Raw genomic sequence first — 26,399 nt, 5'->3', positions numbered from 1 at the left:
GTCACAATATCACCCGGCGAACGCCGTCACCGACCTGCGCCGTCTTCGCTGAGACGTCCCCCGCAACAGAGAGCGTCCAATGAACGCCACCGTGTCCTCCGCCGTGCCGAGCCTCACCGTCTCGGCCGTCCGATTCGAGCACCATCGCGAAGCGCTCGGCATCGGCGAGTCCCGCCCGCGGCTGTCGTGGGTCGTCGAGTCGGCCGCCCCCGGCTGGAGGCAGACCGGCTACCGGGTCGACATCGAGACCGAGACCGCAACCGAGTCCTTCGAGGTGGAGTCCGCCGACCAGGTTCTCGTGCCCTGGCCTGCCCCCGCCCTCACATCTCGCGGTCGCGCGCTCGTTCGGGTGGCGCTGCGGGGTCAAGACGGCACCTGGAGCGGACCGGCGCCCTGGGCGGCCGTCGAGACCGGCCTGCTCGACCCGTCGGACTGGGTGGCCCGACCCGTCGGGCCGCTCTGGAACGAGAACCCGAGCTCGGACCTTCGCCGGCCGGCGCTCGTACGACGTGATTTCCCGGTGCGGCCGGGACTCGCGCGAGCCCGGCTCTACGCCACGGCGCACGGCGTGTATCAGGCCGAGATCAACGGCCGCAGAGTCGGTGACGACGTCCTCTCCCCCGGCTGGACCGTCTACCGCGAGCGGCTGCGCTACCTGACCTACGACGTCACCGATCTGCTGGCCGAAGGCGACAACGCCATCGGAGCGTGGCTCGGCGACGGCTGGTACCGCGGACGCCTGGGCTGGCGCGGGGGCTTTCGCAACCTCTTCGGCGACGATCAATCCTTCCTCGGCCAGCTCGAGCTGACCTACGCCGACGGCAGCCGCGACGTCGTCGCGACCGACACGTCCTGGCGAGCCGGGCAGAGCCCGATCATCGCCTCCGGGATCTACGACGGCGAGATCTACGACGCCCGTCAGGAGCACGCCGGCTGGTCATCTGCGGGATTCGACGATGCCGCGTGGGGCCGGGTGCAGGAGCGCCGGCGCGACGCCGCGACCCTCGTCGCGCCCACCGCCCCTCCCGTGCGCGTCACCGAACACGTCCACCCGGTCGCGGTCTTGACCACGCCGAGCGGGCGGCGCGTCATCGATTTCGGCCAGAACCTGGTCGGCGTGGTGCGCCTGCGCGGCTCGGCGCCGGCCGGGGCGACCGTCACGATCCGCACGGCCGAGGTCCTCCAGGACGGCGAGCTGTACACGAGGCCTCTGCGCGAGGCCCGCTCGACCGACCGCTACACCTTCGCCGGGCGCGAGGGGGGCGAGGAGTGGGAGCCCCGCTTCACGTTCCACGGCTTCCGCTACGCGCAGATCGACGGATGGACCGGCGACCTCGACGCCGACGTCGCCCGCGGCGCACTCGTGGCCCGCGTGCTGCACACCGATCTCGAGCGCACGGGCTGGTTCGGCTCGTCCGATCCGCTGCTGAACAAGCTGCACGAGAACATCGTCTGGGGCATGCGGGGCAATTTCGTCGACATCCCCACCGACTGCCCGCAGCGGGATGAGCGACTGGGCTGGACCGGAGACATTCAGGTGTTCGCCCCCACCGCCTCTTCGCTGTTCGACTGCTCGGGGATGCTGACGGGGTGGCTCCGCGACCTGTCGGCCGAGCAGCTCCCCGACGGGACGGTGCCCTGGTTCGTCCCCGTCATCCCGGCCGACACGATGTGGACGCCGCAGCGGCCGGGCGCCGCGTGGGGGGATGCCGCCACCGTGGTCCCGTGGACGCTGTACGAGCGGTTCGGCGACATCGGCGTGCTGCGTGCGCAGTTCGACAGCGCCCGCGCGTGGGTGGACCTTCAGGCGGAGATCGCCGGCAAGTCCCGCCTGTGGGATACCGGATTCCAGCTCGGCGACTGGCTGGACCCGGCCGCCCCGCCGCAGGATCCCGCCGACGCACGGACGGATCGGTATCTCGTCGCGAGCGCCTACTTCGCGCACTCGGCCCGGCTCGTGGCCCGGATGGCGGCGGTGCTGAAGGAGCAGCACCTGACCGAGCAGTACGGCCGGCTGGCGGACGAGGCGCAGGCCGCGTTCGTGCAGCGCTACGTCTCGCCCGACGGTCGCATGAGCTCCGATGCGCAGACCGCGTACGCCCTGGCACTGCGGTTCGAGCTCCTCCCGGCACACCTTCACGCTCCCGCCGCGTCCCGGCTGGCCGAACTCGTCCGAGCCGAGGGCAACCGCATCGCGACGGGATTCGTCGGTACGCCGCTGGTGACCGACGCCCTGAGCGCGAACGGCCGGCTGGACGCCGCGTACGATCTGCTGCTCGAGGAGGAATGTCCCTCGTGGCTGTATCAGGTCAAGATGGGAGCGACGACGATCTGGGAGCGCTGGGACGCGATGCTTCCCGACGGCCGGGTCAACTCGGGAACCATGACCTCTTTCAACCACTACGCGCTCGGCGCGGTCGGCGACTGGATGCACCGCGTGGTCGCGGGCCTGGCCCCCGACGCCCCCGGATATCGACGCATCCGCTTCGCCCCCCGTCCGGGTGGGGGTCTCACGGGCGCCGAGGCGCGTCACACCACGCCGTACGGCACGGCGTCGGTGTCCTGGCGGATCGGAGAAGGCGCCCTGACCGTGCGGATGCATGTGCCGGTCGGCGCCACCGGCATCATCGATCTCGAGGGCCGGCCGGCCGAAGAGGTGGGGCACGGCACGCACGAACGAGTGGTGTCCATCGCGAAGGTGCTGGATCCCGCATGACCCGCATCGCCTTCCTCCACACCGGCGCGGTCGTGATCGCTCCCGTGATCGAACAGGCACGGACGGCCCTGCCTGCCGCGACCTTCGTCAACTACCTCGATGATCGGATCGTCGCCGACCTCGGCGACCCTCAGCGCGCGGCATCCGTTCCCGAGCGCGTCGAAGCGCTCGCCCACGCCGCCCGCAGCGGCGGAGCCGACGTGATCATGCTGACGTGCTCGTCGATCTCCCAGTTGGCCGCTCCCACCGCCGCAGCCGTCGGCATCCCGGTGCTGCGCATCGACGAGGCGATGGCGGATGCGGCCACCGCGGCAGGCGAGCGCATCGCGGTGCTCGCCACGCTGCCGACGACGCTCGCGCCGACCGTCGGTCTGCTGAACGAGCGCGCCGACCTCGCGGGACGGCATCCCGTGATCGTCGAAGAGGTGGTCGAGGGTGCCTTCGCCGCGGTCGTCGCCGGTGACCGCGCCACCCACGACCGCCTGGTCGCGGAGGCGATCGACCGTCTCGGCGCGGACGCCGACGTCGTGGTGCTCGCCCAGGCGTCGATGGCGAGCGCGGCGGCGGCAGCCCACGTGTCGGTGCCCGTGCTGACCAGCATCGCGCCGGGGATCGACCGGCTGCGCGCCTTCGTCAGCGCACTGCCGACCGCGGATCAGGCCGGCGAGAGGAGTCCGAGGACATGAGCACCGCCACCACGACCGCTCCGCTGCGCGCGCTGCGGGCCGGAGAAGCCCGCTGGGCGCGAGGATTCTGGGGCGCGATCGACGAGCGCACCCGGTCCCGGACCATTCCGCTCATGTGGGACTCGCTGCGCGATCCGAGCATCAGCGCGGGCCTGCAGAACTTCCGCGTCGCCGCCGGCCTCGAGCCCGGGCGCCACGAGGGGCCTCCCTTCATGGACGGCGACTTCTACAAGTGGATGGAGGCGGCCGTCTCCCAGTTGGAGAAGGATGCCGACCCCACCCTCGCAGCGACCGTCGAAGAGCTCGCGACGCTCATCGCCTCGGTCCAGCGCGAGGACGGCTATCTGCACACGCCGACCCTGATCGCCGCCCGCAATCACGAGGATGCGATCGCCCTGGCGGATCGCTTCCACTTCGAGACGTACAACCTGGGCCACCTCATCACGCTCGGCGTGCGCCATCACGAGGTGACCGGATCGACCGTCCTGCTCGACGTCGCACAGCGAGCGGCGTCGTTCCTGGAGGGTCTGGCCGCCGACGAGCCGGTCGAGCTGGCCCGGAGCGCGATCTGCCCCTCGCACTACATGGCGGTCATCGAGCTGTACCGCGCCACGGGCGAGGAGCGGTACCTCCGCCTCGCCGAGGCTTTCGTGCGCGTTCGCGACGACTTCGCGGGCGGAGACGACAACCAGGACCGGATTCCCGTCCGAGCCCAGACGTCGGTCGCCGGGCACGCCGTGCGTGCGAACTACCTGTATGCCGGACTGGCGGACCTCGTCGCCGAGGGCGGCGACGAGGAGCTCGGCGCGGTGCTGCAGAGCCTGTGGCAGGAGGTCGTGGACACGAAGCTGTACGTGACCGGGGCATGCGGCGCGCTCTACGACGGCGCTTCTCCGGACGGCCATCCGTGGCAGGAGGACATCAGCCGCGTCCACCAGGCGTACGGCCGGGCCTACCAGCTGCCGCACACCACCGCCCACGGCGAGTCCTGCGCGAACATCGGCATGATCCTGTGGAGCGAGCGGATGCTGGCCCTCACCGGCGACGCACGATACGCCGATGTCATCGAGCAGATCGCCTTCAACGCGTTCCTGGCCGGAATCAGTCTCGACGGCTCGGAGTACTTCTACACGAATGCCCTGCGCCAGGTGCGCGATCTGCCTTGGCAGCTGCGGCGCCCCGGCGACACCGGACAGCACCCTGTTCCGCCCCCTCCGCCGTCGGATCAGCGGCTGCGCGAGAGCTACCTCAGCTGCTTCTGCTGCCCGCCGAACACGGCCCGCACCCTTGCCCGGTTCCACGAGCGGGCGGCATCCGTCTCGGAGGAGGGGCTCTACGTCCACCTCTACGGCGGCAGCGATCTGCGCGCCGAAAGCTCCGACGGCCGCGTGCTCGCCCTGCGCGAGGAGAGCGACTACCCGTGGGACGGACGGATCGCCTTCACCATCACCGAGGCTGAGGGCGGCGGCATGCCGCTGCGCCTGCGCGTGCCGAGGTGGGCTTCGGATGCCGCGCTCACGGTGAACGGCGAGCGCGTCGGCACTGCGGACGCCGGCTCCTATGCCCTGCTCGATCGCGCATTCGCGGTGGGAGACACCGTTGTGCTCGACCTGCCGATGCCGGTGCGCGTGCTGCGGGCGCACCGCCTCGCCGAGGAGGCGACCAATCAGGTGGCCGTGCAGCGGGGGCCTGTCGTGTACTGCCTGGAGAGCGCCGACCTGCCGGACGACGTTCTGATGGAGCAGGCGGCACTGCGCCGTGGCGCCGCGTTCCGGCCGGTCGAGGCCGAGATCGCCGGCCATCGGGTCGTGACCCTCGAGACCGACATCGCGGTGCTGCCGGCACCCGACCCCGACGCCCTGTACGCCGAGGTCGGCGACGGTGCCGTGCGGACGGCATCCGTCCGGCTCGTGCCCTATTTCGCCTGGGGCAACCGCGGTGCCGGCGAGATGTCGGTGTGGCTGCCGTTCGCGTGGTGATCTGATGCCCGGCCACGTGATCGCGACGTACGTCATCGAGACGTCCCTTCCGCTGGATCAGGCGGCAGAGACACTCGCGGGCGAGCAGTCGACGGGGACCTTCGTCCGGGTCGAGCGGGAGTCCGACCAGGTTCGGGCTCGCTTCGCCGCACAGGTCGAGAGCCTCGAGGAGATCGCCCTGACGGGCGGCAGCGCCCTGCCGGGAACCGTGGGCGAGCCCGCGCAGCGCCGTCGAGCCGTGCTGCGCCTGCGCTTTCCGCTGGACAACTTCGGACCCTCCATCCCCAACCTGCAGGCGGCCGTGGCGGGCAACCTCTTCGAGCTCAAGGAGCTCGCGGCCGTGAAGCTCGTCGATCTCGACCTGCCCATCGACTTCGCCCATCGCTACGGCGGCCCTCGATTCGGCATCGCCGGGACGCGGCAGCTCATGGGCGCGCAGACCGGAGCGATGATCGGCACGATCGTGAAGCCGAGCATCGGGCTCTCCCCCGCCGAGCTCGCGGACGTGGTCGGCGAGCTCGCGGCGGCCGGCGTCGATTTCATCAAGGACGACGAGCTGCAGGGCAACGGGCCGTCCGCCCCGCTGGCCGAGCGCGTCGCCGCGGTCATGCCGGTGCTGCGCTCGCACGCCGAGCGCGCCGGACGCATGCCGATGTACGCGTTCAACATCACCGACGACATCGACCTGCTCGAGCGCAATCACGATCTCGTCGTGGACGCGGGCGGCACGTGCGTCATGGTGTGCATCAACATGGTGGGGCTGGCCGGCCTGGCGCACGTGCGTCGGTTCGCGCGCGTTCCGATCCACGGGCATCGCGCGATGTTCGGCTCGATCAGCAGATCCCCGCAGCTGGGCTTCTCATTCCGCGCCTGGCAGAAGCTCGCACGACTGTGCGGCGCGGATCACCTGCACACCAACGGCATCTCCAACAAGTTCTACGAGTCCGACGACGAGGTGCTGGCTGCGATCGCGGCGGTGCGCACCCCCCTGGCGGACACGAAGCCGACGGTGCCGGTGCTCTCGTCCGGACAGTGGGCGGGCCTCGCGCACGCCACGTACGCCGCGGTGGGCACGAGCGATCTGCTGGTGCTCGCGGGAGGCGGCATCCACGGTCATCCCGACGGCGCCGCCGCCGGCGTCGAGAGCATGCGCGCCGCCTGGTCCTCCGCCGAGGCGGGCGGGTCGGTGCGCGAGGCGCTGGCGTCCTCGTCGGCCCTGCGCAGGGCGGTCGAGGCGTTCGGACCCGCTCGTGAGTGAGCCGGCGAGCGGCGTCGAGGTCGCCTACTACGGCGACGACGTGACGGGCAGCGTCGATGTCCTCCTCCAGTTCACCCGTCTCGGCCGGCGCGGCCGGCTTTTCGTCGGAGTGCCGGATGCGGCGTCGCTGGCGGTCGCCGCCGAGGAGAACGAGATCGTCGGCATCGCCGGCATCTCCCGGTCTCTGCGCACGGAGGACATCGACGCCGAGGTGCGGCCGGCCCTGGAGGCGCTGAAGAGGCTGCAGCCGCGGATCGTGCAGTACAAGGCCTGCTCGACCGCGGATTCCTCCCCGGCGATCGGCAGCATCGGGCGGGTGATCGAGATCGGTCGCGACGTCTTCGCGAGCGGCGCCGTGCCGATGCTCTTCGCCCAGCCGGATTTCGGCCGGTACACCGTCTTCACCCACCACTTTGCCGCGGACGCGGGGGTGGTGTACCGCCTGGACCGCCAGCCGACGATGTCGACGCATCCGTCCACCCCCATGGGCGAGTCCGACCTCGCGGTGCATCTGGGCCTGCAGACGAGCCTGCCGATCGGAGCGCTGCCGTTCACGTCGTACTCGTCGGCCGAGGACATCGCCTCTGCCCTGCGCGACACGCGCGCGGCGGCGGTCGTCCTGGACGCGCTGGATGACGCGCATCTGTCGATGCTCGGCGATGCCATCCGCCTGCACTCCCGCGACGCGGCACCCCTGTTCGCGATCGGCTCGGGTGGCCTCAGCCGGGCCCTCGGTCTGAGCCGCACCGCCCCGGTCGACAGCGCGCCCGACGCGGCGCCCGCGGCGAGCGGGCGCGCTGTTCTGGCGGTCTCCGGCAGCCGCTCGCAGCAGACGCGGCGGCAGATGGATGCCGCAGCCCGCGCGGGATGGATCGTGCGGCCGCTGCCGCTCGGCCCGGGCGACGGCGACGGCGCTTCGGCCATCGCCTCCGTGGTGGCGGAACTGCGGGCGGGGCGCAGCGTCGCCCTCACGTCGGACGATGCCCCCCACGGCGGCGCGGACCCGCTCGCCGCGATCGCCCGGGCCGGCGCGGAGGTCATCCGCGCCGCCGTGACCTCGGGGGCGACCGACCGGGTGGTCGTGTGCGGCGGAGACACGTCCGGCCGAGTGGTCCGGATGCTCGGAATCGAGTCCGTGTCGATCGTCGCGCACCCTCCCGGGAACGTCGTCGTGCTCCGTGCGCACGCATCCGCGCCCGGCATGGACGGCGTCGAGCTCGTGCTCAAAGGGGGCCAGATGGGTCGCATCGACCTCCTCGAGGACCTGCGCACGGGCAGGACTGCACCCCTGGCAGAGGTATCGCTTGACGGCGACTAGCGGCGGCGGTATCGTGATTGAATCGATTCATTGTCGATCGCAGCACGCTGACGTGCCTCCCCAGACGCTTCCCCTCTCATTCACCGAAGAAAGTGACGAACCGTGAGCCTCCTCTCCCCCGATGTCCAGCAGACCCTCGCGGCGCAGGCGATCGAGCTCCCCTCGTGGGCGTTCGGCAACTCCGGCACCCGCTTCCGCGTGTGGACCACGCAGGGCACGCCTCGGGATCCGTTCGAGAAGATCGCGGACGCCGCCGAGGTCAACCGGCTGACGGGGCTGGCGCCGAGCGTCGCCCTGCACATCCCGTGGGACAAGGTCGAGGACTACGACGTGCTGAGGCAGCACGCCGAAGACCTCGGGGTGCAGCTGGGCACGATCAACTCCAACACCTTCCAGGACGAGGACTACAAGTTCGGCGCGCTCACGCACGAGGACGAGCGCATCCGTCGCAAGGCGATCGACCACCACCTCGAGTGCATCGACGTGATGGACGCGACAGGTTCGCGCGATCTCAAGATCTGGCTCGCCGAGGGCTCGAACTACCCCGGCCAGACCGACATGCGCGCCCGCCAGGACCGGCTCAACGACTCGCTCCGGGCCATCTACGAGCGGCTGACCGGCGATCAGCGCCTGGTGCTGGAGTACAAGTTCTTCGAGCCGTCGTTCTACCACACCGATGTTCCCGACTGGGGCACCTCCTACGCGCAGGTGGCGACCCTCGGAGACCGCGCGATGGTGTGCCTGGACACCGGGCACCACGCACCGGGGACCAACATCGAGTTCATCGTGATGCAGCTGCTGCGCCTCGGAAAGCTCGGCTCGTTCGACTTCAACTCGCGCTTCTACGCCGACGACGACCTCATCGTGGGTGCGGCCGACCCGTTCCAGCTCTTCCGCATCATCGTCGAGGTCATCCGCGGCGGCGGGCTGAACAACCCCGACGTCGCGTTCATGCTCGACCAGTGCCACAACATCGAGGCGAAGATCCCGGGCCAGATCCGCTCGGTGCTCAACGTGCAGGAGATGACCGCGCGCGCGCTGCTGCTCGATTCGTCAGCGCTGGCTGCCGCGCAGTCGGCGAACGACGTGCTCGCCGCCAACGCGGTGTTCATGGATGCGTTCTACACCGATGTGCGGCCGGCCCTGGCCGAGTGGCGGGAGTCGCGGGGGCTCCCCGCCGACCCGATGGCCGCGTTCGCGGCATCCGGCTACCAGCAGAAGATCGAGGCCGAGCGCGTCGGCGGCACCCAGGCGGGCTGGGGCGCGTGAGCGAGCCGTACGCGGCCGCGGACGGGCTCGTCCGCGTCTATCCCGCCGACCAACCGTCGGGAGTCGGCCTGGTCTGGGTGCACGGCGGCGGCTTCGCCGGCGGAGACCTCGACATGCCCGAGGCCGACTGGGTGTCGCGGGCCTTCGCCGCGCGCGGCGTCACGGTTCTCAGCGTGGACTACTCCCTCGCTCCGACGCCGCAGATGATGGCCGACCTGTTCGACGTGCCGGTGAAAGAGGGTGTGCACTACCCGGTGGCCTCGGACGAGGTCATCGCCGCGTTCCGCTGGGCCGTCGCAGCCGACCTGGTCACCGGCGCGTGGGCTCTCGGGGGCGCCAGCGCCGGCGCCAACCTCGCCACCGGCGCCACGCTGCGCCTTCTCGAGGACGGTGGTCCGGTGCCGGCGCTCGTCTTCCTCGCCTACCCGACACTGCTCGCGGTGCAGCCGGAACCGGATGCCGCACTCCGCGCCGCACTCGACGCCGACGCTCAGGCCGACACGTTCGGGGCCGAGGTCGTTCGCGGAATGTACGAGAACTACCTGGGCGGCCCGGTCGACGGCGCACCCCTCCCCGCGATTCCGGGGCTGGCGAGCGCTGATGACCTCGCGGCATTCCCGCCGACCCTCATGATCAACGACGAGGCGGATGAGCTCCGCGTCTCCGGCGAGGTGTTCGCCGCCACCCTGGCCGCGGCCGGCCGCGACATCGTGGTGGTCACCGAGCCGGGCACCCGGCACGGCCACCTGAATCGTCCCGAAGAGGCCGCCGCGACGGCATCCATCGATCGCGTCGTCGCCCGGCTCGCCGCCCTCTCCCCCGTTCGTCCGTCGTGAACGCACGCTCCGAGCACCAAAATCCGTGCACAGACGACGGACGAACCATGCCCCAGAACCCCCTCACCGAAGGATCGACCTCGTGACGAACCCCACCGCCGCCGAACTCATCGCGCGCTCGAACCGCCTCGGGTCCGACCCGAAGAACACGAACTACGCCGGCGGCAACACCTCCGCCAAGGGCAATGACACCGACCCGGTCACCGGTGAGCCGGTCGAGCTGCTGTGGGTCAAGGGCTCGGGCGGCGACCTGGGCACCCTCACCGAGGCGGGCCTGGCCGTCCTGCGGCTGGACCGCATGCGGGCCCTCGTCGACGTGTACCCGGGCGTGGACCGCGAGGACGAGATGGTGGCCGCGTTCGACTACTGCCTGCACGGCAAGGGCGGCGCGGCGCCGTCGATCGACACGGCGATGCACGGACTCGTGGATGCCGCACACGTCGACCACCTGCATCCCGACTCCGGCATCGCGATCGCGACCGCGGCGGACGGCGAGGAGCTGACCCCGAAGATCTTCGGCGACAAGGTGGTCTGGGTGCCGTGGCGCCGCCCCGGTTTCCAGTTGGGCCTGGACATCGCCGCGATCAAGGCCGCGAACCCGGACGCGATCGGCTGCATCCTGGGCGGACACGGCATCACGGCGTGGGGCGATACGTCCGAGGAGGCCGAGCAGAACTCCACATGGATCATCGACACCGCGGCCGAATACATCGAGAAGCACGGCACGGCGAACCCTTTCGGTGGAGCTCTGCCCGGCTTCGAGGCGCTGCCGGATGCCGACCGACGGGCACGCGCCGCTGCTCTCGCGCCGACCATCCGCGGTCTCGCCTCGACCGACAAGCCCATGGTCGGCCACTTCACCGATGACCCCCGCGTGCTGGAGTTCCTCGCTTCGGCCAACGCGCCCCGCCTGGCGGAGCTGGGCACGAGCTGCCCGGATCACTTCCTGCGCACCAAGGTCAAGCCGATGCTGCTCGACCTGCCCGCCGACGCGTCGCTCGAAGAGGCGATCGCGAGGCTGAAAGAGCTGCACGAGGCCTACCGCGCCGTCTACCAGGCCTATTACGACGCGCACGCGACCGCCGAGTCCCCCGCGATCCGCGGCGCCGACCCGCTCATCGTACTGGTTCCCGGCGTCGGAATGTTCAGCTTCGGCGCCAACAAGCAGACCGCCCGCGTCGCCGGAGAGTTCTACCTCAACGCGATCAACGTGATGCGCGGCGCCGAGGCGCTGTCGACCTACACGCCGATCTCGGATGCCGAGAAGTTCCGCATCGAGTACTGGGCGCTCGAAGAGGCCAAGCTGCAGCGGATGCCCACGCCGAAGACGCACCAGGGGCGCATCGCGTTCGTCACGGGCGCGGCATCCGGAATCGGCAAGGCGATCGCGACCCGCCTGGCCGCCGAGGGCGCGTGCGTCGTGGTCGCCGACCTCGACCTCGAGAAGGCGCAGGCCGCTGCGGGCGAGCTCGGCGGCACCGACGTCGCGATCGGCGTCGCGGCGAACGTCGCCGACGCCGAGGGCGTACAGGCGGCGATCGACGCGACACTGCTCGCGTTCGGCGGCATCGACCTGGTCGTCAACAACGCCGGACTCTCACTATCGAAGCCGCTGCTGGAGACGACCGAGAGGGACTGGGACCTGCAGCACGACGTCATGGCGAAGGGCTCGTTCCTGGTCTCGAAGGCCGCCGCGAAGGCGCTCATCGAGCAGGGCATGGGCGGCGATGTGATCTACATCTCGTCGAAGAACTCCGTCTTCGCCGGACCCAACAACATCGCCTACTCCGCCACCAAGGCCGACCAGGCCCACCAGGTGCGCCTGCTCGCCGTCGAGCTCGGCGAGTACGGGGTGCGCGTGAACGGCATCAACCCCGACGGCGTGGTGCGCGGCTCGGGCATCTTCGCGTCGGGCTGGGGCGCGAACCGCGCCGCGACGTACGGCGTGGACGAGCAGGATCTCGGCAAGTTCTACGCGCAGCGCACGATCCTCAAGCGCGAGGTCGTGCCCGAGAACGTCGCCGATGCGGTGTACGTGCTCACCGGCCCCGAACTCACCCGCACGACCGGCCTGCACATCCCGGTGGACTCCGGCGTGGCAGCCGCGTTCCTGCGATGAACCGCCGTCGCGCTCCGGGTGCGCGAGATCACTTCGCGCTCACGAGATCACACGCCGCGCCCGCTGGCGACGTGTGCGCTCGTGAACACCGGGTGATCTCGCGAGAGGGAGTGGCGCGATGAGCGCCGTCGCGGTCGCGGCGGTCGACCTGGGGGCGACCTCCGGGCGCGTCATGATCGGACACGTCGGGCCCGACACGCTCGAGACCACCGCCGTCGCGCGATTCCCCAACGAGCCGGTGCGCACCCCCGACGGGCTGCACTGGAACATCCTGGGCCTGTACGGGGCTGCGACGAACGGCCTGCGCGACGCCTTCCGCGCCGAGCCGGGAATCCGCAGCATCGGCGTGGACTCGTGGGCCGTCGACTACTGCCTGCTGCGGGACGGCCGGCTGCTCGGCAACCCGTTCCACTACCGCGATGCCAGGACCGAGAGCGGCGTCGCGACTGTGCACGAGCGGATGCCGCATCCCGAGCTCTACGCCCGCAACGGGCTGCAGTTCCTCCCGTTCAACACGGCGTACCAGCTCGCCGCCGAGCCGGAGGATCTCCTGCGATTCGCCGACACGGCGCTCCTGATCCCCGACCTGTTCGGCTTCTGGCTCACCGGCCAGGCCCGCGCCGAGCAGACGAACGCGTCCACGACCGGTCTGCTCACTCCCCGTGGCGGCTGGGACGAGGAGCTCATCGCCACGCTGGGACTGCCGCGCGGCATCCTTCCGCCGCTCATCGCGCCCGGCGAGCGACTCGGCGCGCTGCTGCCCGAGGTCGCGGCATCCATCGGCGCGCAGGCCGACGTCGGCGTGACCGCGGTCGGCTCGCACGACACCGCCTCGGCCGTGCTCGCCGTGCCGATGCGGGCGGATGCCGCCGCCTACATCTCCTGCGGAACGTGGGGCCTGGTCGGCGTCGAAGTGGAGCGCCCCGTGCTGACCGCCGAGGCCCTCGACGCCCACTTCACGAACGAGGGCGGAGTGGACGGCCGCGTCCGGCTGCTGAGCAACATCATGGGCCTCTGGGTGCTGAGCGAGACAGTTCGCACCTGGGAGCGCGCCGGCCACCCGATCGATCTGCCGACCCTGCTGGACGCGGCCGAAGAGGTCTCCGAGGCCGCCCCGGTCTTCGATGTCAACGACCCCCGCTTCCTGCGCCCCGGCGACATGCCCGCCCGCATCGACGCGTGGTGCGCCGAGCACGGCATCGCACCGCCGCGCACCCGGGCGGAGTACGCCCGCAGCATCGTCGAGTCGCTGGCGCAGGCCTTCGCGGATGCCGCGCACGCAGCCGGTCGCGTCGGCGGGATCGACGTGCGCACAGTGCACATCGTGGGAGGCGGCGCGCTCAACGAACTGCTGTGCCAGCGCACCGCCGACCGGGCCGGGATGCCGGTGCTCGCCGGGCCGGTGGAGGCGACGGCGCTGGGCAACGTGCTCATCCAGGCGCGCGCGCTCGGAGCGGTCACCGGTTCGCTCGACGCACTGCGCGACCTCGTCGCCCGCACCCACGCGCCGCGCCGGTACGAGCCGCGCGCCTGACCCGCCGGACACCCGAAGTAGGGTGTGCGACATGGGCCTGAAACGTCTCGACGCGAACCAGCCGCCGGAGCGCTTCTACCGGGGCGGCGCGAAGATCGACCGTTTCCGCGGCACGGCGAAGGGACCCGACTTCCGCCCCGAGGACTGGGTCGGATCGACCACGACGCTCGCCGGAGAGCAGCGGCTGGGGCTCAGCCGGCTGCGCGACGGACGCCTGCTCGCCGACGCGATCGCGGCGGACCCGATCGCGTGGCTCGGCGCGGAGCATGTCGGCGCCTTCGGACCCTCGACGATGCTGCTGGTCAAGCTGCTGGATGCCGGGCAGCGCCTCCCCGTTCACGCCCACCCCGACGACGCCTTCAGCGCCGCGCACCTGCATCGGCCGTTCGGCAAGGCGGAGGCCTGGTACATCCTCGACGGCGGAATCGTGCACCTGGGTCTGCGGCGCGACATCGACCGCCACGCGCTGGCGGAACTGGTCCGATGGCAGGACACGACGGCGCTTCTCGGCCTGCTGCACGAGCGCGAAGTCGAGCCGGGCGATGTCGTCTACGTGCCGCCCGGCGAGCTGCACGCCGTCGGAGCGCGGGTGTTCCTGCTCGAGCTGCAGCAGCCGGAGGACCTCTCGATCCTGCTCGAATGGCACGGTTTCGCCCTCGACGGAGTGCGGGACGGTCACCTGGGACTCGGCTTCGATCTCGCGCTCCGGGCGGTGAACACCCGGGAGCGTTCCCCCGCGGAGCTCGACGCCTGGATCCTCCCGGCCGCCGAGGGCCTCAGCATCCTGCCGCCGGAATCGGCGCCGTACTTCCGGCTGGACCGGCACGTCGTGGAGGGGTCCGTGTCGATCGAGCCGGGGTTCGCGATCATGGTCGTCGAGGACGGCGAGGTGAAGCTGTCGACGGCGGCCCGCAGCACGAAGCGGGCGAAGCGGGGCAGCACGATCGCGGCGCCGCACGCCGAGGGCCCGATCACCGCGACCGGATCCGGGACCCTGCTCGTCTGCCGGCCGCCGCGTCCCTGACGCGGAGGTGCTCCGGGCGCGAGCGTCGGAGATTCGCGCGTGCGTCGGAGGATGAGCCGCCGATCCTCCGACTTCCGGTGGAACCTCCGACCTTCGGATGCCGGGCGCTCACGCCTCTCTCGTGATCGCCCCTCGATACGGCGCTGCGCGCCTACTCGGGAACCGCCGACGTTCTCACGCTTCGCGTGTGATCGTCACCTTCACGTGCAGCTGCGACTTGAACGGGCCTGCGTACACGCCGCGCAGCGGCGGCACGTCGTTGTAGTCGCGACCGCGCCCCACGAGGACGTGGCGGTCGCCGATGTCGATGTTGTTGGTCGGGTCGAAGCCCTGCCAGTCACCGGCGAACCACTCCACCCACGCGTGCGACTCACCGGTGACCGCCACCCCGACGTCCGCATCCGGTCGCGGATGCAGGTAGCCCGAGACGTAGCGGGCCGGGATGCCGACCTCGCGCAGCGCGCCGAGCGTGACGTGCGCGATGTCCTGGCAGACGCCCTTGCGCGCCTCCCAGGCTTCGGCGGCCGTGGAATGCACGCCGGTGATGCCGTGCATGTACTCCACGGCGTTGCCGATCGCCATCGAGATCTCGTGCGCGGCGACGCCCGGCCGATCGTGCTGGGCGGCGATCGAGCGGGCGATGTCGGCGACCTCGGGGTGCGGGCGCGTGCGCGCGCTCTGTCCGAGCTGTTCCACGGTGTCGATCGACCGCGAGGTCTCGGTGCGCAGCTGGTCCCAGGTGATGTCGGGGTGCGCCATCGGTCGCGGGCGCACCTCGACGAGTGAACGCGCCGAGATCGTGAGCGACGCGTGCGGCGAGAGCACATCGAACGATGCGACCCGGGTGCCGAAGTAGTCGACGTAGTGGTTGACCGACGCCGACGGTTCGATCTCGAGCGAGGAGCTCAGCACGAACTGGCTGTCGGTGGAGTTCGGCAGCATCCGCGCCTCGTTGTACGAGGCCGACACGTCGCCCTGATACGTGAAGCCCGTCTGATGTTCGATCCGGAGCCGCTTCATGAGATCTCTCCGATCCAGCTCGGCTCGGCCTGCGTCGGGAAGAAGCGCGCCTTGATCGCTTCGGATGCCTCGCGAGTCACCTTCTGCACGCTCTCCATGTGCTCCGGAAGCTCGTTCAGGATCTCGCTGACCGGCCGGTACTCCAGGTCGTTGCGGATCCGGCCCAGTGCCCGCAGGACTGTGTTCGAGTGCCCGACGCGGTCGGCCCGGGGGTCGATCGCGCTCATGCAGTCCTCCGCCCGCGAGATCGAGTAGATGATCGAGCGCGGGAACAGGCGGTCCAGCAGCAGGAACTCGGCGGCGTTCTTGGCGCTGGGCATGCCGCGATACGTCCGCAGATAGGCCTCGTATGCGCCGCACGAGCGCAGGATCGTCGTCCACGACGGCCCGGACGCCTGGGTGAGCGACCGGGTGGCGAGCAGCCGCGCCGTCATGTCGGCGCGCTCGATGCTGCGACCGAGCGTGAAGAACTGCCAGGCTTCGTCCCGGCTCGTCGAGGAGTCCACGATGCCCACGGCGAGCGCGGAGCGCTCACGGACCCACTGGAAGAAGCCGTGCACCTTGTCGGTCTGGAGGCGCCGCGGCATCCGGGAATTGGTCGTGTTGAGCGTCTCCCACAGTTCCGTCGAGACGATCTCGCGAGCCCGGCGGGCGTTCTCGCGCGCCGCGGTGAGTGCGTACGCGATGGATGCCGGATTCCCCCGGTCCACGGCGAGCTTGGCGAGCACGTCCTCGCGACGGACCACCTCGCCGGGCCCGGGCGGCACGGACCCCATCACGAGCAGGAGCGAGCGGCACGCGGTGTCCTCGTCGATCCAGGGGTCTTCGAGCAGCAGCTGCAGATGGACGTCGAGGATACGGGCGGTCCCGTCGGCGCGCTCGATGTACCGCCCGATCCAGAAGAGCGATTCGGCGATGCGGCTCAGCATGCGCGGGACCCCCCCGATTCGCCGAGCCCGTCTGTCGCCCGCGAACCCATGGCCTCCGTGGGGCGGGAACGCGTGGGTTCGCGCGGAACGCGTGGGTTCGGCGCCGAGATCGGAGCCGCGAGCGCCTGCTGCTGCTGCTGCTCCTGCTGCTCGTTGCGATCGCGCGGGCGGTCCTGCGGCGAATGCGTCGGGGGAGGCTGGCCGTCGTAGATGATCGGGATCGCGGCCGTGACCGTGGCTGCCTGATCGGCCACGAGACCGGCCAGGCCGTTGCCCTGCCCGTACTCGACGTGCGAGGGGGCCGAGCCGCCGACGATCCAGGTGTCCTTCGAGCCGCCGCCCTGGCTGGAGTTGACCACCAGCTGCCCCTCCGGCAGCGCGACCCGGGTCAGTCCGCCCGGAAGCACCCAGACGTCCTCGCCGTCGTTCACCGCGAACGGGCGCAGATCGGCGTGCCGCGGCCGCATCCCGTCCTCGACCAGAGTGGGGATCGTCGAGAGCATGACGACCGGCTGCGCGATCCACCCGCGCGGGTCGGCGAGCAGGCGCTTGCGCAGCTGCTCGAGTTCGGCCGGCGAGGCATCCGGGCCGACGACGAGCCCCTTGCCGCCCGAGCCGTCGACCGGCTTGACGACCAGTTCGGGGAGGCGGTCGAGCACTTCTTCGAGGGCGCCCGGATCCTCCAGGCGCCACGTGTCGACGTTCTTGAGGATCGGCTCTTCGGCGAGGTAGTAGCGGATGAGGTCGGGCACGTACGTGTACAGCAGCTTGTCGTCGGCGACGCCGTTGCCCACCGCGTTGGCGATCGTCACGTTGCCCAGCCGTGCGGCGAGCATCAGGCCGGGCGCGCCCAGCATCGAGTCGGCGCGGAACTGCAGCGGGTCCAGGAACTCGTCGTCGACCCGGCGGTAGATCACATCGACCCGCTGGGGTCCGCGGGTCGTGCGCATGAACACCTTGCCGCCCACGCACAGCAGGTCGCGGCCCTCCACGAGTTCGACACCCATCAGACGGGCCAGGAGCGTGTGCTCGAAGTACGCGGAGTTGTAGACGCCCGGCGTGAGCACGACCACATTCGGATCGTCGATGCCGGCGGGTGCGGAGGCGCGCAGCGCGGCGAGCAGCTTGTTCGGGTAGTCGCCCACGGGGCGCACACGCATCGACACGAACAGTTCGGGAAGGGTCTGGGCCATCACTCGGCGGTTCGAGATCACATAGCTGACGCCGGAGGGCACGCGCACGTTGTCCTCGAGCACGCGCATCTCGCCGTGCTCGTCCCGGATCAGGTCGATGCCGGACACCTGGATGCGCACGCCGTTCGCGCTGTGGATCCCGGCAGCCTGGCGGTAGAAGTACTGCGACGATGCGATCAGCCCCGCCGGCAGGATGCCGTCGCGCACGCAGTGCTGCCGCCCGTACGCGTCGTCGAGGAACGCCTCCAGCGCCCGCACCCGCTGCTTGACGCCGGACTCGACGTGCGACCACTCGTCGAATTCGATGACCCGAGGAACGGCATCCAGCGGGAAGGGTCGTTCCTCGCCCGCGAAGTCGAAGGTCACGCCCTGCGCGAGATACGAGCTGGCGAGGGATTCGGTGCGGCCGCGCAGCTCGTCCTGGGTCATCTGGGCGAGTGCCTGATAGAGCTCGCGATACGCGTCGCGCGACTCCGCCGCCTCGCCGGGAGAGTCGGGGCTGCCGAACATCTCGTCGAAGGCGGGGATGCCCGACGCCGTCTTGCGGGGCGCCAGCGTGGAGCCGTAGCCGTCGAAGAGATCACCCATGCGACGACTCTAGTCCGGGGCGTGTTGCCCGCATGTTTCGCACGGAGGGTGCCCGCGGCGGCCGGAAGGCGCGCGTTCGGGCGTCACCGTTTCGTCACCTCGCGCACGGCTCGCCACCCCGCCCCGGACGTAAGCTCATCCCGTGACGCGCGCGACGAGGGGGACGCGGCTGGCAGCGGCGGGAGCCGGCGTAGCCGCAGCGGTGCTCGGCGCGGGAGTGGGCGAGCTGACGGCGGCGCTGATCGCACCGGGTGCCAGTCCGTTCGCCGCGATCGGATCGGCACTGATCGACTTCGCCCCCGCGTGGGCGAAGGAGACCGCCATCGCGCTGTTCGGCACGAACGACAAGATCGCGCTGCTCATCGGCATCGGCATCGTGCTGGTGGCTGTCGCTGCGGCGGCCGGTCTCGTCGAGCTCAGGTGGCCGCCCTTCGGGCTGGCGATCATGATCGCATTCGGCGGCGTCGGCGTGCTGGCGGCGATGACCCGCGCGAATGCGGGCCAGTTCGACTGGGTGCCGTCGCTGCTGGCCGGCATCCTGGCCGCGGTCGCCCTCAACATGCTCATCGCCCGCCTGCCGGCCCGCGCCCGCACGCCGGTCGCGGCGCAGTCGGGTCCGGATGCCGCTCCCCCGGTCGCTGGCGCACCCGAGCGCGCGGTCGCGCGCCGCACCTTTCTGGCCTGGACCCTCGGCACCGCCGCGGTGGGCGTCCTCGCCACAGTCGGGTCGTCACTGGCCCGCGCGGGCAGCCAGGCGGTCGCCGTCGTGCGCGACGCGCTGAAGCTGCCGGCAGCGGCGACGCCCGCCGCCCCGGTCCCCGCGGGCGCCGAACTGGGCATCACCGGACTCGACCCCGTCGTCACGCCGAACGATCGGTTCTACCGGATCGACACCGCGCTCATCGTCCCGCAGGTCGATCCCGCCGACTGGAGCCTGCGCATCCACGGCATGGTCGAGAACGAGGTGACCATCACGTGGGACGAGCTGCTCGCGCTGCCGCTGGAGGAGAGCTACACCACGCTCGCCTGCGTCTCGAACCCCGTCGGCGGCGACCTGATCGGCAACGCGCTGTGGCTGGGCTATCCGATCCGGGATCTGCTCGCGCGCGCCGTTCCGACCGCTGACGCCGACATGGTGCTTTCGACCTCGATCGACGGGTTCACGGCGAGCTCCCCGATCGAAGCGCTCACCGACGGCCGCAACGCGATCCTCGCGGTGGGCATGAACGGCGAGCCCCTCCCGGCCGAGCACGGGTTCCCGGTGCGGATGGTGGTGCCGGGCCTGTACGGCTACGTCTCGGCGACCAAGTGGGTCACCGAACTCGAGGTGACCCGGTTCGACGCGGTCACCGCCTACTGGACAACCCGCGGGTGGTCCGAGCGCGGCCCGATCAAGCTGCAGTCCCGCATCGACGTGCCCAAGCGGCAGCAGGGCATGAAGGCCGGCGAGTCCGTCATCGCGGGCGTCGCTTGGCAGCAGCACGTCGGCGTGTCAACCGTCGAGGTGCAGATCGACGAGGGCGACTGGCAGCAGGCGACGCTGGCGACGGCGATCTCGGATGACACGTGGGTGCAGTGGAGCATCCCGTGGACGGCCACGGTCGGCGACCACCTGATCCGCTGCCGGGCCACCAGCGCCACCGGCGAGGTGCAGACCGAAGAGGTATCGCGCACCGATCCCGACGGCGCGACCGGCTGGCACGAGCGCTTCATCACCGTCTTCGCGTGACCAGCAGCACCGCCGAACCCACCCGTTGCGCGCGAGTCCATACGTTCTCACGCCCGCGGGCGCATGGGTTCGCGCCGAACGGATGGGTTCGGCGAGAAGCGGGCCTGGCTCAGTCGCCGAGCACCAGCTTCAGCTGCTCGACGGCCCAGTCGAGCTCCGTGCCGCGGATCACGAGCGGCGGCGCGATGCGGATCGTCTGCCCGTGGGTGTCCTTCACGAGCACGCCCCGACCGAGCAGCTTCTCGGCGGTCTGGCGACCCGTGCCGCGTGCGGGGTCGATGTCGACCCCCGCCCACAGTCCCGCGATGCGCACGGCGGTGACGCCGTGGCCGATGAGCTCGACCAGCTTCGCCTCGAGGTGCTCGCCGAGGGCGGCGGCGCGACGCTGGAACTCGCCGGTGGAGAGCATCTCGACGACGCGGGTGCCGACGGCGGCGGCCAGCGGGTTGCCGCCGAACGTCGAGCCGTGCTCGCCGGGGCGGATCACCCCGAGCACGTCGCGGTTCGCCACGACGGCGGAGAGGGGCAGGATGCCGCCGCCCAGCGCCTTGCCGAGAAGATAGACGTCCGGAACCACGGACTCGCGGTCGCACGCGAAGGTCTCGCCGACCCGGCCGAGGCCGGACTGGATCTCATCGGCGATCATCAGGACGTTGTGTCGTTCGGTGATCTCGCGAACCGCGCGCAAGTAGCCCTCGGGCGGGATCACGACCCCGGCCTCGCCCTGGATGGGCTCCAGCAGCACGGCGGCCGTGTTCTGGTCGATCGCGGCTTCGAGGGCCGCGGCATCCCCGAACGGCACCGTGACGAACCCCGGCGCGTACGGACCGAAGTCGTCGCGGGACTGCGCGTCGTCGCTGAAGCCGACGATCGTCGTGGTGCGTCCGTGGAAGTTCTCGGAGGCGACGATGATCTTCGCCTGATCGGCGGCGATGCCCTTCACCCGGTAGCCCCACGCACGCGCGACCTTGATGCCGGTCTCGACGGCTTCGGCGCCCGTGTTCATCGGCAGGACGAGGTCCTTGCCGCACAGCTGCGCGAGCGCCGCGGCGAAGACACCCAGCTGGTCGTTGTGGTACGCCCGACTGGTGAGCGTGAGGCGGCCGAGCTGCTCCTGCGCCGCGGCGAGGATCGCGGGATGCCCGTGGCCGAAGTTGAGAGCGGAGTACGCAGCCAGCAGGTCGAGGTACCGCTTGCCCTCGACGTCGGTGACCCACGCGCCCTCGCCCTTGGCGATCACGACGGGCAGGGGGTGATAGTTGTGGGCGACGTGCTGCTCTTCGGCCTCGATGATCGCCGAGGTGCTCGCGTCGAGGATGAGGGGAACGGTCATGATCCGCCCCCGCGCAGTTCGAGGGTGCAGCACTTGATCCCGCCGCCGCCGAGCAGCAGCTCGGACAGGTCGACCATGATCGGGTTGTAGCCGCGCTCGCGCAGCTGCTTCTCGAAGCCGCCGGCCCGCGGCGAGATGATGACGTTGAAGCCGTCGCTGGCCGAGTTGAGACCGAAGACGGCGCCGTCCTCATCCGAGACGTGGATCGCGTCGGGGAACCGCTCGGCCAGGATCGCCTGACTGCGCTCGTCGAACGCCGACGGCAGGTAGGCGATGTTGGCGCGCTCGGGGCCGCCGTTCTCGACGCCCTGCACCGGGTCGAGCACCGCGAGCGCGGTGTCGAGGTGGTAGAAGCGCGGGTCGGTGAGGGTGAGCGAGATGACCTCGCGGCCGAAGACCTGCCCGATCTCGCGGTGGCTGTCGCCGGTCGAGCGGAATCCGGTGCCGGCGAGGATCACATCGCCCACGAGCAGGAAGTCACCCTCGCCCTCGTTCACCTCGACGGGCTCGCGGGTGTCGAACCCGGCGGAGCGGAACCAGTCGATGAAGGGGCCGGCTTCACCGGCGCGCTCCTTGAACCGGAACTTCGGGCCGTAGGCGATGCCGTCGATCACGAACCCGCCGTTGGCGGTGTAGACCATGTCGGGAAGGCCCTCGATGGGATCGATGAGCTCGATGTCGTGGCCCAGGCCGACGTAGGTGTCGTAGAGGTCCTGCCACTGGCGCACGGCGGTCGCGGTGTCGGTCGGGTTGGCCGGAACCATCCACGGGTTGATCGTGTAGCTGACCGTGAAGTGCTCGGGACGGCACATGAGGTAGCGGCGGTGGTGAGCGGTGCGGACCGGGATGCCGGTCGTGGCGGCAGCCGGCACGGAGTTCTGCGTCGCGGTGTTCTGCGTCATGGTGTGCTCCTGGAGAGAGGGGCGGCGGACGCTGTCCTAGGGGCCCGGCGGCCCTTCGACTCGCGGCGATCGCAGTGACCGCAACGGGGAAGGGTGCGACTCGGGCACGCCGCTTTCATTCTCGCACAGCGACATCAGCGGTAACGTAGTTGACCTGCGACAACCACCGTCCGTCGTTCCGCGCTTCACAATCTCTCGAGGTCAGATGTCCGACGTCACCACGGCGACAGGTCGCCATCGCGCACAGCGCGCAGAACCGGTCATGACGCACCGCATGATCATGTTCGTGATCTTCGGCCTCATGGCCGGCATGTTCCTCTCCGCGCTGGATCAGACGGTCGTCGGGACGGCGATCCGCACGATCGGCGACGACCTGAACGGCCTGAGCCAGCAGGCGTGGGTCACCACGGCCTACCTGATCGTCTCGACGATCTCGACGCCCATCTACGGCAAGCTCTCCGACATCTTCGGTCGGCGGCCGCTGTTCATCTTCGCCATCGTCGTGTTCATGATCGGCTCGATTCTCGCGAGCTTCTCGACGTCGATGATCCAGCTGGCGATGTTCCGCGCGATCCAGGGACTCGGTGCCGGCGGTCTGATGTCGATGCCGCTCGCGATCATGGGCGACATCCTCGCGCCGCGCGAGCGCGCCAAGTATCAGGGGTACTTCCTCGCCGTCTTCGGCATCTCGAGCGTGATCGGCCCCCTCGTGGGGGGCCTGTTCGCGGGCGCCGATCAGATCCTCGGGATCGCCGGGTGGCGCTGGGTCTTCCTCATCAACGTGCCGATCGGGCTCGTCGCGCTGGGCATCGTCCTGCGCTTCCTGCACATTCCGCGGCATCCCGGCCACTCCGTGCGCATCGACTGGTGGGGCGCGTCACTGGTGGTCGTCGCCCTGGTGCCGCTGCTGCTGGTCGCCGAGCTCGGACGCGAGTGGGGCTGGGGGTCGCCGCTCGCGATCTTCTGCTACGTCGTCGGCGTTCTCGGCATCGTCGGGTTCATCATCGCCGAGACGCTCATGAAGGACGATGCGCTCATCCCCCTGAAGCTCTTCCGCTCGTCGACCTTCTCGATGGCGACGGTGATCGGCGTGTTCGTCGGCTTCGGCATGTTCGGCGCGATGCTGACCCTGCCCCTCTACCTGCAGCTCGTGCTCGGATCCACCCCGACCGAGAGCGGCTTCCAGATGCTGCCGATGATCCTCGGGCTGATGATCGCCTCGATCGGCAGCGGTCAGATCATCGCGCGCACCGGTCGCTACCGAATGTTCCCGATCCTGGGCACGGCATTCATGTCGCTCGGCTTCTTCTGGCTCACGTTCCTGCAGTACGACAGGTCGTACTGGTTCGTCGCCGGCGCGATGCTGCTGATCGGTCTGGGCCTCGGCCAGCTCATGCAGACCCTCACGATCGCGAGCCAGAACTCGGTCGGCATCCGCGACATGGGCGTCGCCACGAGCTCCTCGACGTTCTTCCGCCAGATCGGCGGCACGCTCGGCACGGCGGTCCTGCTCTCGCTGATGTTCACGGTCCTGCCCGGCAATGTGCAGACGTCTTTCGCCGACACCGAGACCCTGACCGGCTCGCTCGACGCGGCCTTGGACCCCGCCGTGGCGCGAGCGCCCGAAAACGCCGCGATCATGGAGCAGATCTACGACCCGATCGTCACGCAGCTCACGACGGCGACCACGACGCAGATCGAGGACGGACTGACGCAGGCAGCGGATGCCGCGACTCAGGCGGTCGCGGACGGCGTCGCGGCCGGCCAGATCCCCGCCGCGGCGCAGGAATCGGCGACCACCGCGGCCGTGGCCCAGGCTCAGGCCGAGGCGGCGACCCAGATCGAGCAGAAGATCCCGGTCGCCCGCATCGCCGATGACGGCGCGGTGACCCTCGACTTCTCCGACCCTGCGCAGCGCGCCGCCTACGTCGAGACCGTCGTTCCCGCGATCGAGGACGAGTTCGCCTCGGGCGGCGGAACCTCGTCGATGGATTCGGCGGCGCTGGATGACACATCGTTCCTCACCGGCGCCGACCCCGCCCTGACCAAGCCGATCCTGGTGGCCTTCAACGCTTCGGCGGTCCTGGTCTACTGGGTGGCGATGTGGGTCGTGATCATCGCATTCGTGCTGTCGCTGTTCTTCAAGACTCCGCCGCTGCGCGAGAAGTCGGCGCTGCAGGAGGCCGCCGACGACGCGGCCGACGACGAGCTGATGCGCGCGACGAAGGCGGCCGACACCGCGGGGGTGCTGGTTCAGCCCTGATCGGTTCGCTCGTCCGCCACGACGACGACCTTGCCGACGGTGTGGCCGGCGTCCACGTGCGCCAGTGCGTCGCCCGCCTCTGCCAGCGCGAAGGTCCGCTCAATGGCGGGTGCGAGCCGACCGGATGCCGCCAGCTCGAGCAGCTGGACGGTGACGGCCGGCCGCGACACGGCCGTGATGGGCCGGAAGGCGCGTCCTGACCGCGCGGCGAACAGCGCCCGCACGATGCGCGGCAGCGGGCCGAGCACGCGCCCGCCCTCACCGCCGACGAGGGCGACGGAGCCGCCGGGCCGGAGCAGTTCCCGCAGCAGCCGCAGCGGCGGCTCCCCCGCGATGTCGACGACGGCGTCGAACGTGCCGGTCGGCAGGTCGTCGAGTCCGGTCGTCCGGTAGTCGAACGTGCGGGTCGCCCCCAGACGCCGTACCGTCTCCTCGGCCCGCGCACCGCACGTGGCCCACACCTCGGCGCCCCGCTCGACAGCCAGTTGCACGGTGAACGTGCCGACACCGCCACCGGCCCCGATCACGAGCACGCGTGATCCCGTGCCCACGCGGCAGCGATCGAGGATCGTCATCGCCGTGTTGCCCGCGACCGGCAGAGCGGCGGCGTCCGCCGACGTCACCGCGGCCGGAATGAGCGACAGTCGCGTGACCGGCACCGCGACGTACTCGGCGAGCGCATTCTCGTACGCACCGACCACGCGATCGCCGATGGCGAAGCCTGCGGCAGCCGGTCCCAGGGCGACGATCGTGCCGGCCAGATCCATGCCGCGCCCGGCGACGCGAGGGCGTCGCAGTCCGAAGAAGAGCCGCACCATGCGCGGGTCGCCCCGCATCAGGTGGATGTCACCCGAGTTGATGGAGGAGGCCTCGAAGCGGAGGAGAGCCTCGCCGCGCCGAGGCTCGGGAACGGGCACCATCTCGGCGACGACCGTGTCGGGTCCGCCGTACCGATGCTGGCGCCACGAGATCATGGTCCGGAGGGTCGTGTCGGCGGTCATGGAAGTTCTCCTCCGGGGTAGTGGAACACGTCGTCGAGACCGGCCCCGAAGACGCGGGCGATCTGGAAGGCGAGTTCGAGCGAGGGCGAGTAGCGCTCCTGCTCGATCGCGATCACGGTCTGGCGGGTCACGCCGATGCGGCGCGCGAGTTCGGCCTGCGTGATGCCGGCGCTTTCGCGCAGGGCGCGGATGCGGTTGGTCACCCGCGTGGGCTTGACCATCAGATCAGGCCGCGGCGGTAGGCGATGACGCTGGCCACGCCGCCGGCGAACGCGGAGAGCGCGAAGCCGAAGTACATCGTGTTCGCGATCCAGAACCAGTCGGCCTCGAACGCGCACAGGACGAGCACCCCGAGTCCGGCGATCACCAGGAACGCCTGCCCGACTCGGCCGCCCATGCGGGCGATGTCGCGATCCCGCTGGTCGGACTTGCCGACGCCGTCGCGTTCCCGCATGCCGGCGAGGATCCCCCACAGGATGCTGACCACGATCGACGCGACGATGCTCAGTCCGATCGTCCACAGCATGATCGGCCACCAGACCACCTCGGTGAGCGGGCCGTCACCGGCCTGCTGCAGCACGACGATCACGTACACCGTCATGGCGATCGCGCTCACGATCAGACCGACCCACGTGTTGCGCTCTTCGTAGACCATTTCTCGCTCCGATGTATGAAATGTTTGACATCATCACGGTAGAGCGC

The 26,399-nt window shown here is 70.5% G+C and carries 20 protein-coding genes; 12 read left to right on the top strand and 8 right to left on the bottom strand.

Features of this window, described 5'->3' with window-relative positions; all coding sequences use genetic code 11:
• Positions 1-79: 79 nt before the first annotated feature.
• The 10 genes from RWQ91_RS07760 to RWQ91_RS07715 all read left to right on the top strand — a co-directional run bounded on the left by RWQ91_RS07760 (position 80) and on the right by RWQ91_RS07715 (position 14,739).
• Positions 80-2,716: a family 78 glycoside hydrolase catalytic domain gene (locus RWQ91_RS07760; protein ID WP_314504451.1), complete on the top strand. Its 2,637-nt coding sequence runs from the start codon at positions 80-82 to the stop codon at positions 2,714-2,716.
• Positions 2,713-3,402: an aspartate/glutamate racemase family protein gene (locus tag RWQ91_RS07755; protein ID WP_314504448.1), complete on the top strand. Its 690-nt coding sequence runs from the start codon at positions 2,713-2,715 to the stop codon at positions 3,400-3,402. The genes RWQ91_RS07760 and RWQ91_RS07755 overlap by 4 nt, the downstream gene beginning before the upstream one ends.
• Entirely contained in the window at positions 3,399-5,381 is a 1,983-nt protein-coding gene (locus RWQ91_RS07750) for a beta-L-arabinofuranosidase domain-containing protein (RefSeq protein ID WP_314504446.1), read from the top strand. Before RWQ91_RS07755 ends, RWQ91_RS07750 begins: the two co-directional genes overlap by 4 nt.
• A gap of 4 nt (positions 5,382-5,385) precedes the next feature.
• Positions 5,386-6,639 (top strand): RuBisCO large subunit C-terminal-like domain-containing protein, encoded by a 1,254-nt coding sequence (locus RWQ91_RS07745; protein ID WP_314504444.1) that lies wholly within the window; start codon positions 5,386-5,388, stop codon positions 6,637-6,639.
• A complete protein-coding gene (locus RWQ91_RS07740) occupies positions 6,632-7,957 on the top strand; it encodes a four-carbon acid sugar kinase family protein (protein ID WP_314504443.1) in 1,326 nt (441 codons plus the stop codon). Before RWQ91_RS07745 ends, RWQ91_RS07740 begins: the two co-directional genes overlap by 8 nt.
• A gap of 102 nt (positions 7,958-8,059) precedes the next feature.
• Positions 8,060-9,226 carry an L-rhamnose isomerase gene (gene rhaI / locus RWQ91_RS07735; protein ID WP_314504441.1) on the top strand — a complete coding sequence of 389 codons (1,167 nt, stop codon included), beginning with the start codon at positions 8,060-8,062 and terminating at the stop codon, positions 9,224-9,226.
• A complete protein-coding gene (locus RWQ91_RS07730) occupies positions 9,223-10,062 on the top strand; it encodes an alpha/beta hydrolase fold domain-containing protein (RefSeq protein WP_314504438.1) in 840 nt (279 codons plus the stop codon). The genes rhaI and RWQ91_RS07730 overlap by 4 nt, the downstream gene beginning before the upstream one ends.
• Positions 10,063-10,144: 82 nt before the next feature.
• Positions 10,145-12,181: a bifunctional aldolase/short-chain dehydrogenase gene (locus tag RWQ91_RS07725; protein WP_314504437.1), complete on the top strand. Its 2,037-nt coding sequence runs from the start codon at positions 10,145-10,147 to the stop codon at positions 12,179-12,181.
• A 118-nt stretch (positions 12,182-12,299) separates the two neighbouring features.
• Positions 12,300-13,715, top strand: a complete 1,416-nt coding sequence (locus RWQ91_RS07720; RefSeq protein WP_314504435.1) for a rhamnulokinase family protein — start codon at positions 12,300-12,302, stop codon at positions 13,713-13,715.
• 31 nt (positions 13,716-13,746) lie between these two features.
• Positions 13,747-14,739, top strand: a complete 993-nt coding sequence (locus RWQ91_RS07715; RefSeq protein WP_314504433.1) for a class I mannose-6-phosphate isomerase — start codon at positions 13,747-13,749, stop codon at positions 14,737-14,739.
• Between the two features lie 174 nt (positions 14,740-14,913).
• Here the strand turns inward: RWQ91_RS07715 and RWQ91_RS07710 are convergent, their stop codons facing one another.
• Genes RWQ91_RS07710 through RWQ91_RS07700 form a run of 3 tightly spaced genes read right to left on the bottom strand, consistent with a single transcriptional unit; the run spans position 14,914 to position 18,469 of the window.
• Entirely contained in the window at positions 14,914-15,759 is an 846-nt protein-coding gene (locus tag RWQ91_RS07710) for a transglutaminase family protein (protein WP_314504431.1), read from the bottom strand.
• Positions 15,756-16,688: an alpha-E domain-containing protein gene (locus tag RWQ91_RS07705; protein ID WP_314504429.1), complete on the bottom strand. Its 933-nt coding sequence runs from the start codon at positions 16,686-16,688 to the stop codon at positions 15,756-15,758. Before RWQ91_RS07705 ends, RWQ91_RS07710 begins: the two co-directional genes overlap by 4 nt.
• A complete protein-coding gene (locus RWQ91_RS07700) occupies positions 16,682-18,469 on the bottom strand; it encodes a circularly permuted type 2 ATP-grasp protein (RefSeq protein WP_314504427.1) in 1,788 nt (595 codons plus the stop codon). Before RWQ91_RS07700 ends, RWQ91_RS07705 begins: the two co-directional genes overlap by 7 nt.
• A gap of 142 nt (positions 18,470-18,611) precedes the next feature.
• Here RWQ91_RS07700 and RWQ91_RS07695 point away from each other — a divergent pair, with 142 nt between their 5' ends.
• Entirely contained in the window at positions 18,612-20,198 is a 1,587-nt protein-coding gene (locus RWQ91_RS07695) for a molybdopterin-dependent oxidoreductase (protein WP_314504425.1), read from the top strand.
• Between the two features lie 109 nt (positions 20,199-20,307).
• Here the strand turns inward: RWQ91_RS07695 and rocD are convergent, their stop codons facing one another.
• Positions 20,308-21,531 (bottom strand): ornithine--oxo-acid transaminase, encoded by a 1,224-nt coding sequence (gene rocD, locus RWQ91_RS07690; protein WP_314504422.1) that lies wholly within the window; start codon positions 21,529-21,531, stop codon positions 20,308-20,310.
• A complete protein-coding gene (ddaH, locus tag RWQ91_RS07685) occupies positions 21,528-22,433 on the bottom strand; it encodes a dimethylargininase (RefSeq protein ID WP_399546082.1) in 906 nt (301 codons plus the stop codon). Before ddaH ends, rocD begins: the two co-directional genes overlap by 4 nt.
• Before the next feature lie 205 nt (positions 22,434-22,638).
• Here ddaH and RWQ91_RS07680 point away from each other — a divergent pair, with 205 nt between their 5' ends.
• On the top strand, positions 22,639-24,696 hold the full coding sequence (locus tag RWQ91_RS07680; protein WP_314504420.1) for an MDR family MFS transporter: 2,058 nt from the start codon (positions 22,639-22,641) through the stop codon (positions 24,694-24,696).
• Here RWQ91_RS07680 and RWQ91_RS07675 read toward each other — a convergent pair.
• From RWQ91_RS07675 to RWQ91_RS07665, 3 genes are read right to left on the bottom strand one after another with little or no spacing between them, the layout of a single operon-like run.
• Positions 24,687-25,697 (bottom strand): NAD(P)-dependent alcohol dehydrogenase, encoded by a 1,011-nt coding sequence (locus tag RWQ91_RS07675; protein ID WP_314504417.1) that lies wholly within the window; start codon positions 25,695-25,697, stop codon positions 24,687-24,689. The genes RWQ91_RS07680 and RWQ91_RS07675 overlap by 10 nt on opposite strands.
• The gene (locus RWQ91_RS07670; protein WP_314504415.1) at positions 25,694-25,918 is read right to left on the bottom strand and encodes a helix-turn-helix transcriptional regulator; all 225 of its coding nucleotides are present in this window, start codon (positions 25,916-25,918) and stop codon (positions 25,694-25,696) included. Before RWQ91_RS07670 ends, RWQ91_RS07675 begins: the two co-directional genes overlap by 4 nt.
• Positions 25,918-26,352: a hypothetical protein gene (locus RWQ91_RS07665; RefSeq protein WP_314504413.1), complete on the bottom strand. Its 435-nt coding sequence runs from the start codon at positions 26,350-26,352 to the stop codon at positions 25,918-25,920. Before RWQ91_RS07665 ends, RWQ91_RS07670 begins: the two co-directional genes overlap by 1 nt.
• Positions 26,353-26,399: the final 47 nt, after the last annotated feature.

The sequence above is a fragment of the uncultured Microbacterium sp. genome, assembly GCF_963524805.1.
GTDB lineage: Bacteria > Actinomycetota > Actinomycetes > Actinomycetales > Microbacteriaceae > Microbacterium.
This window is presented reverse-complemented; position numbering and strand designations above follow the sequence as displayed.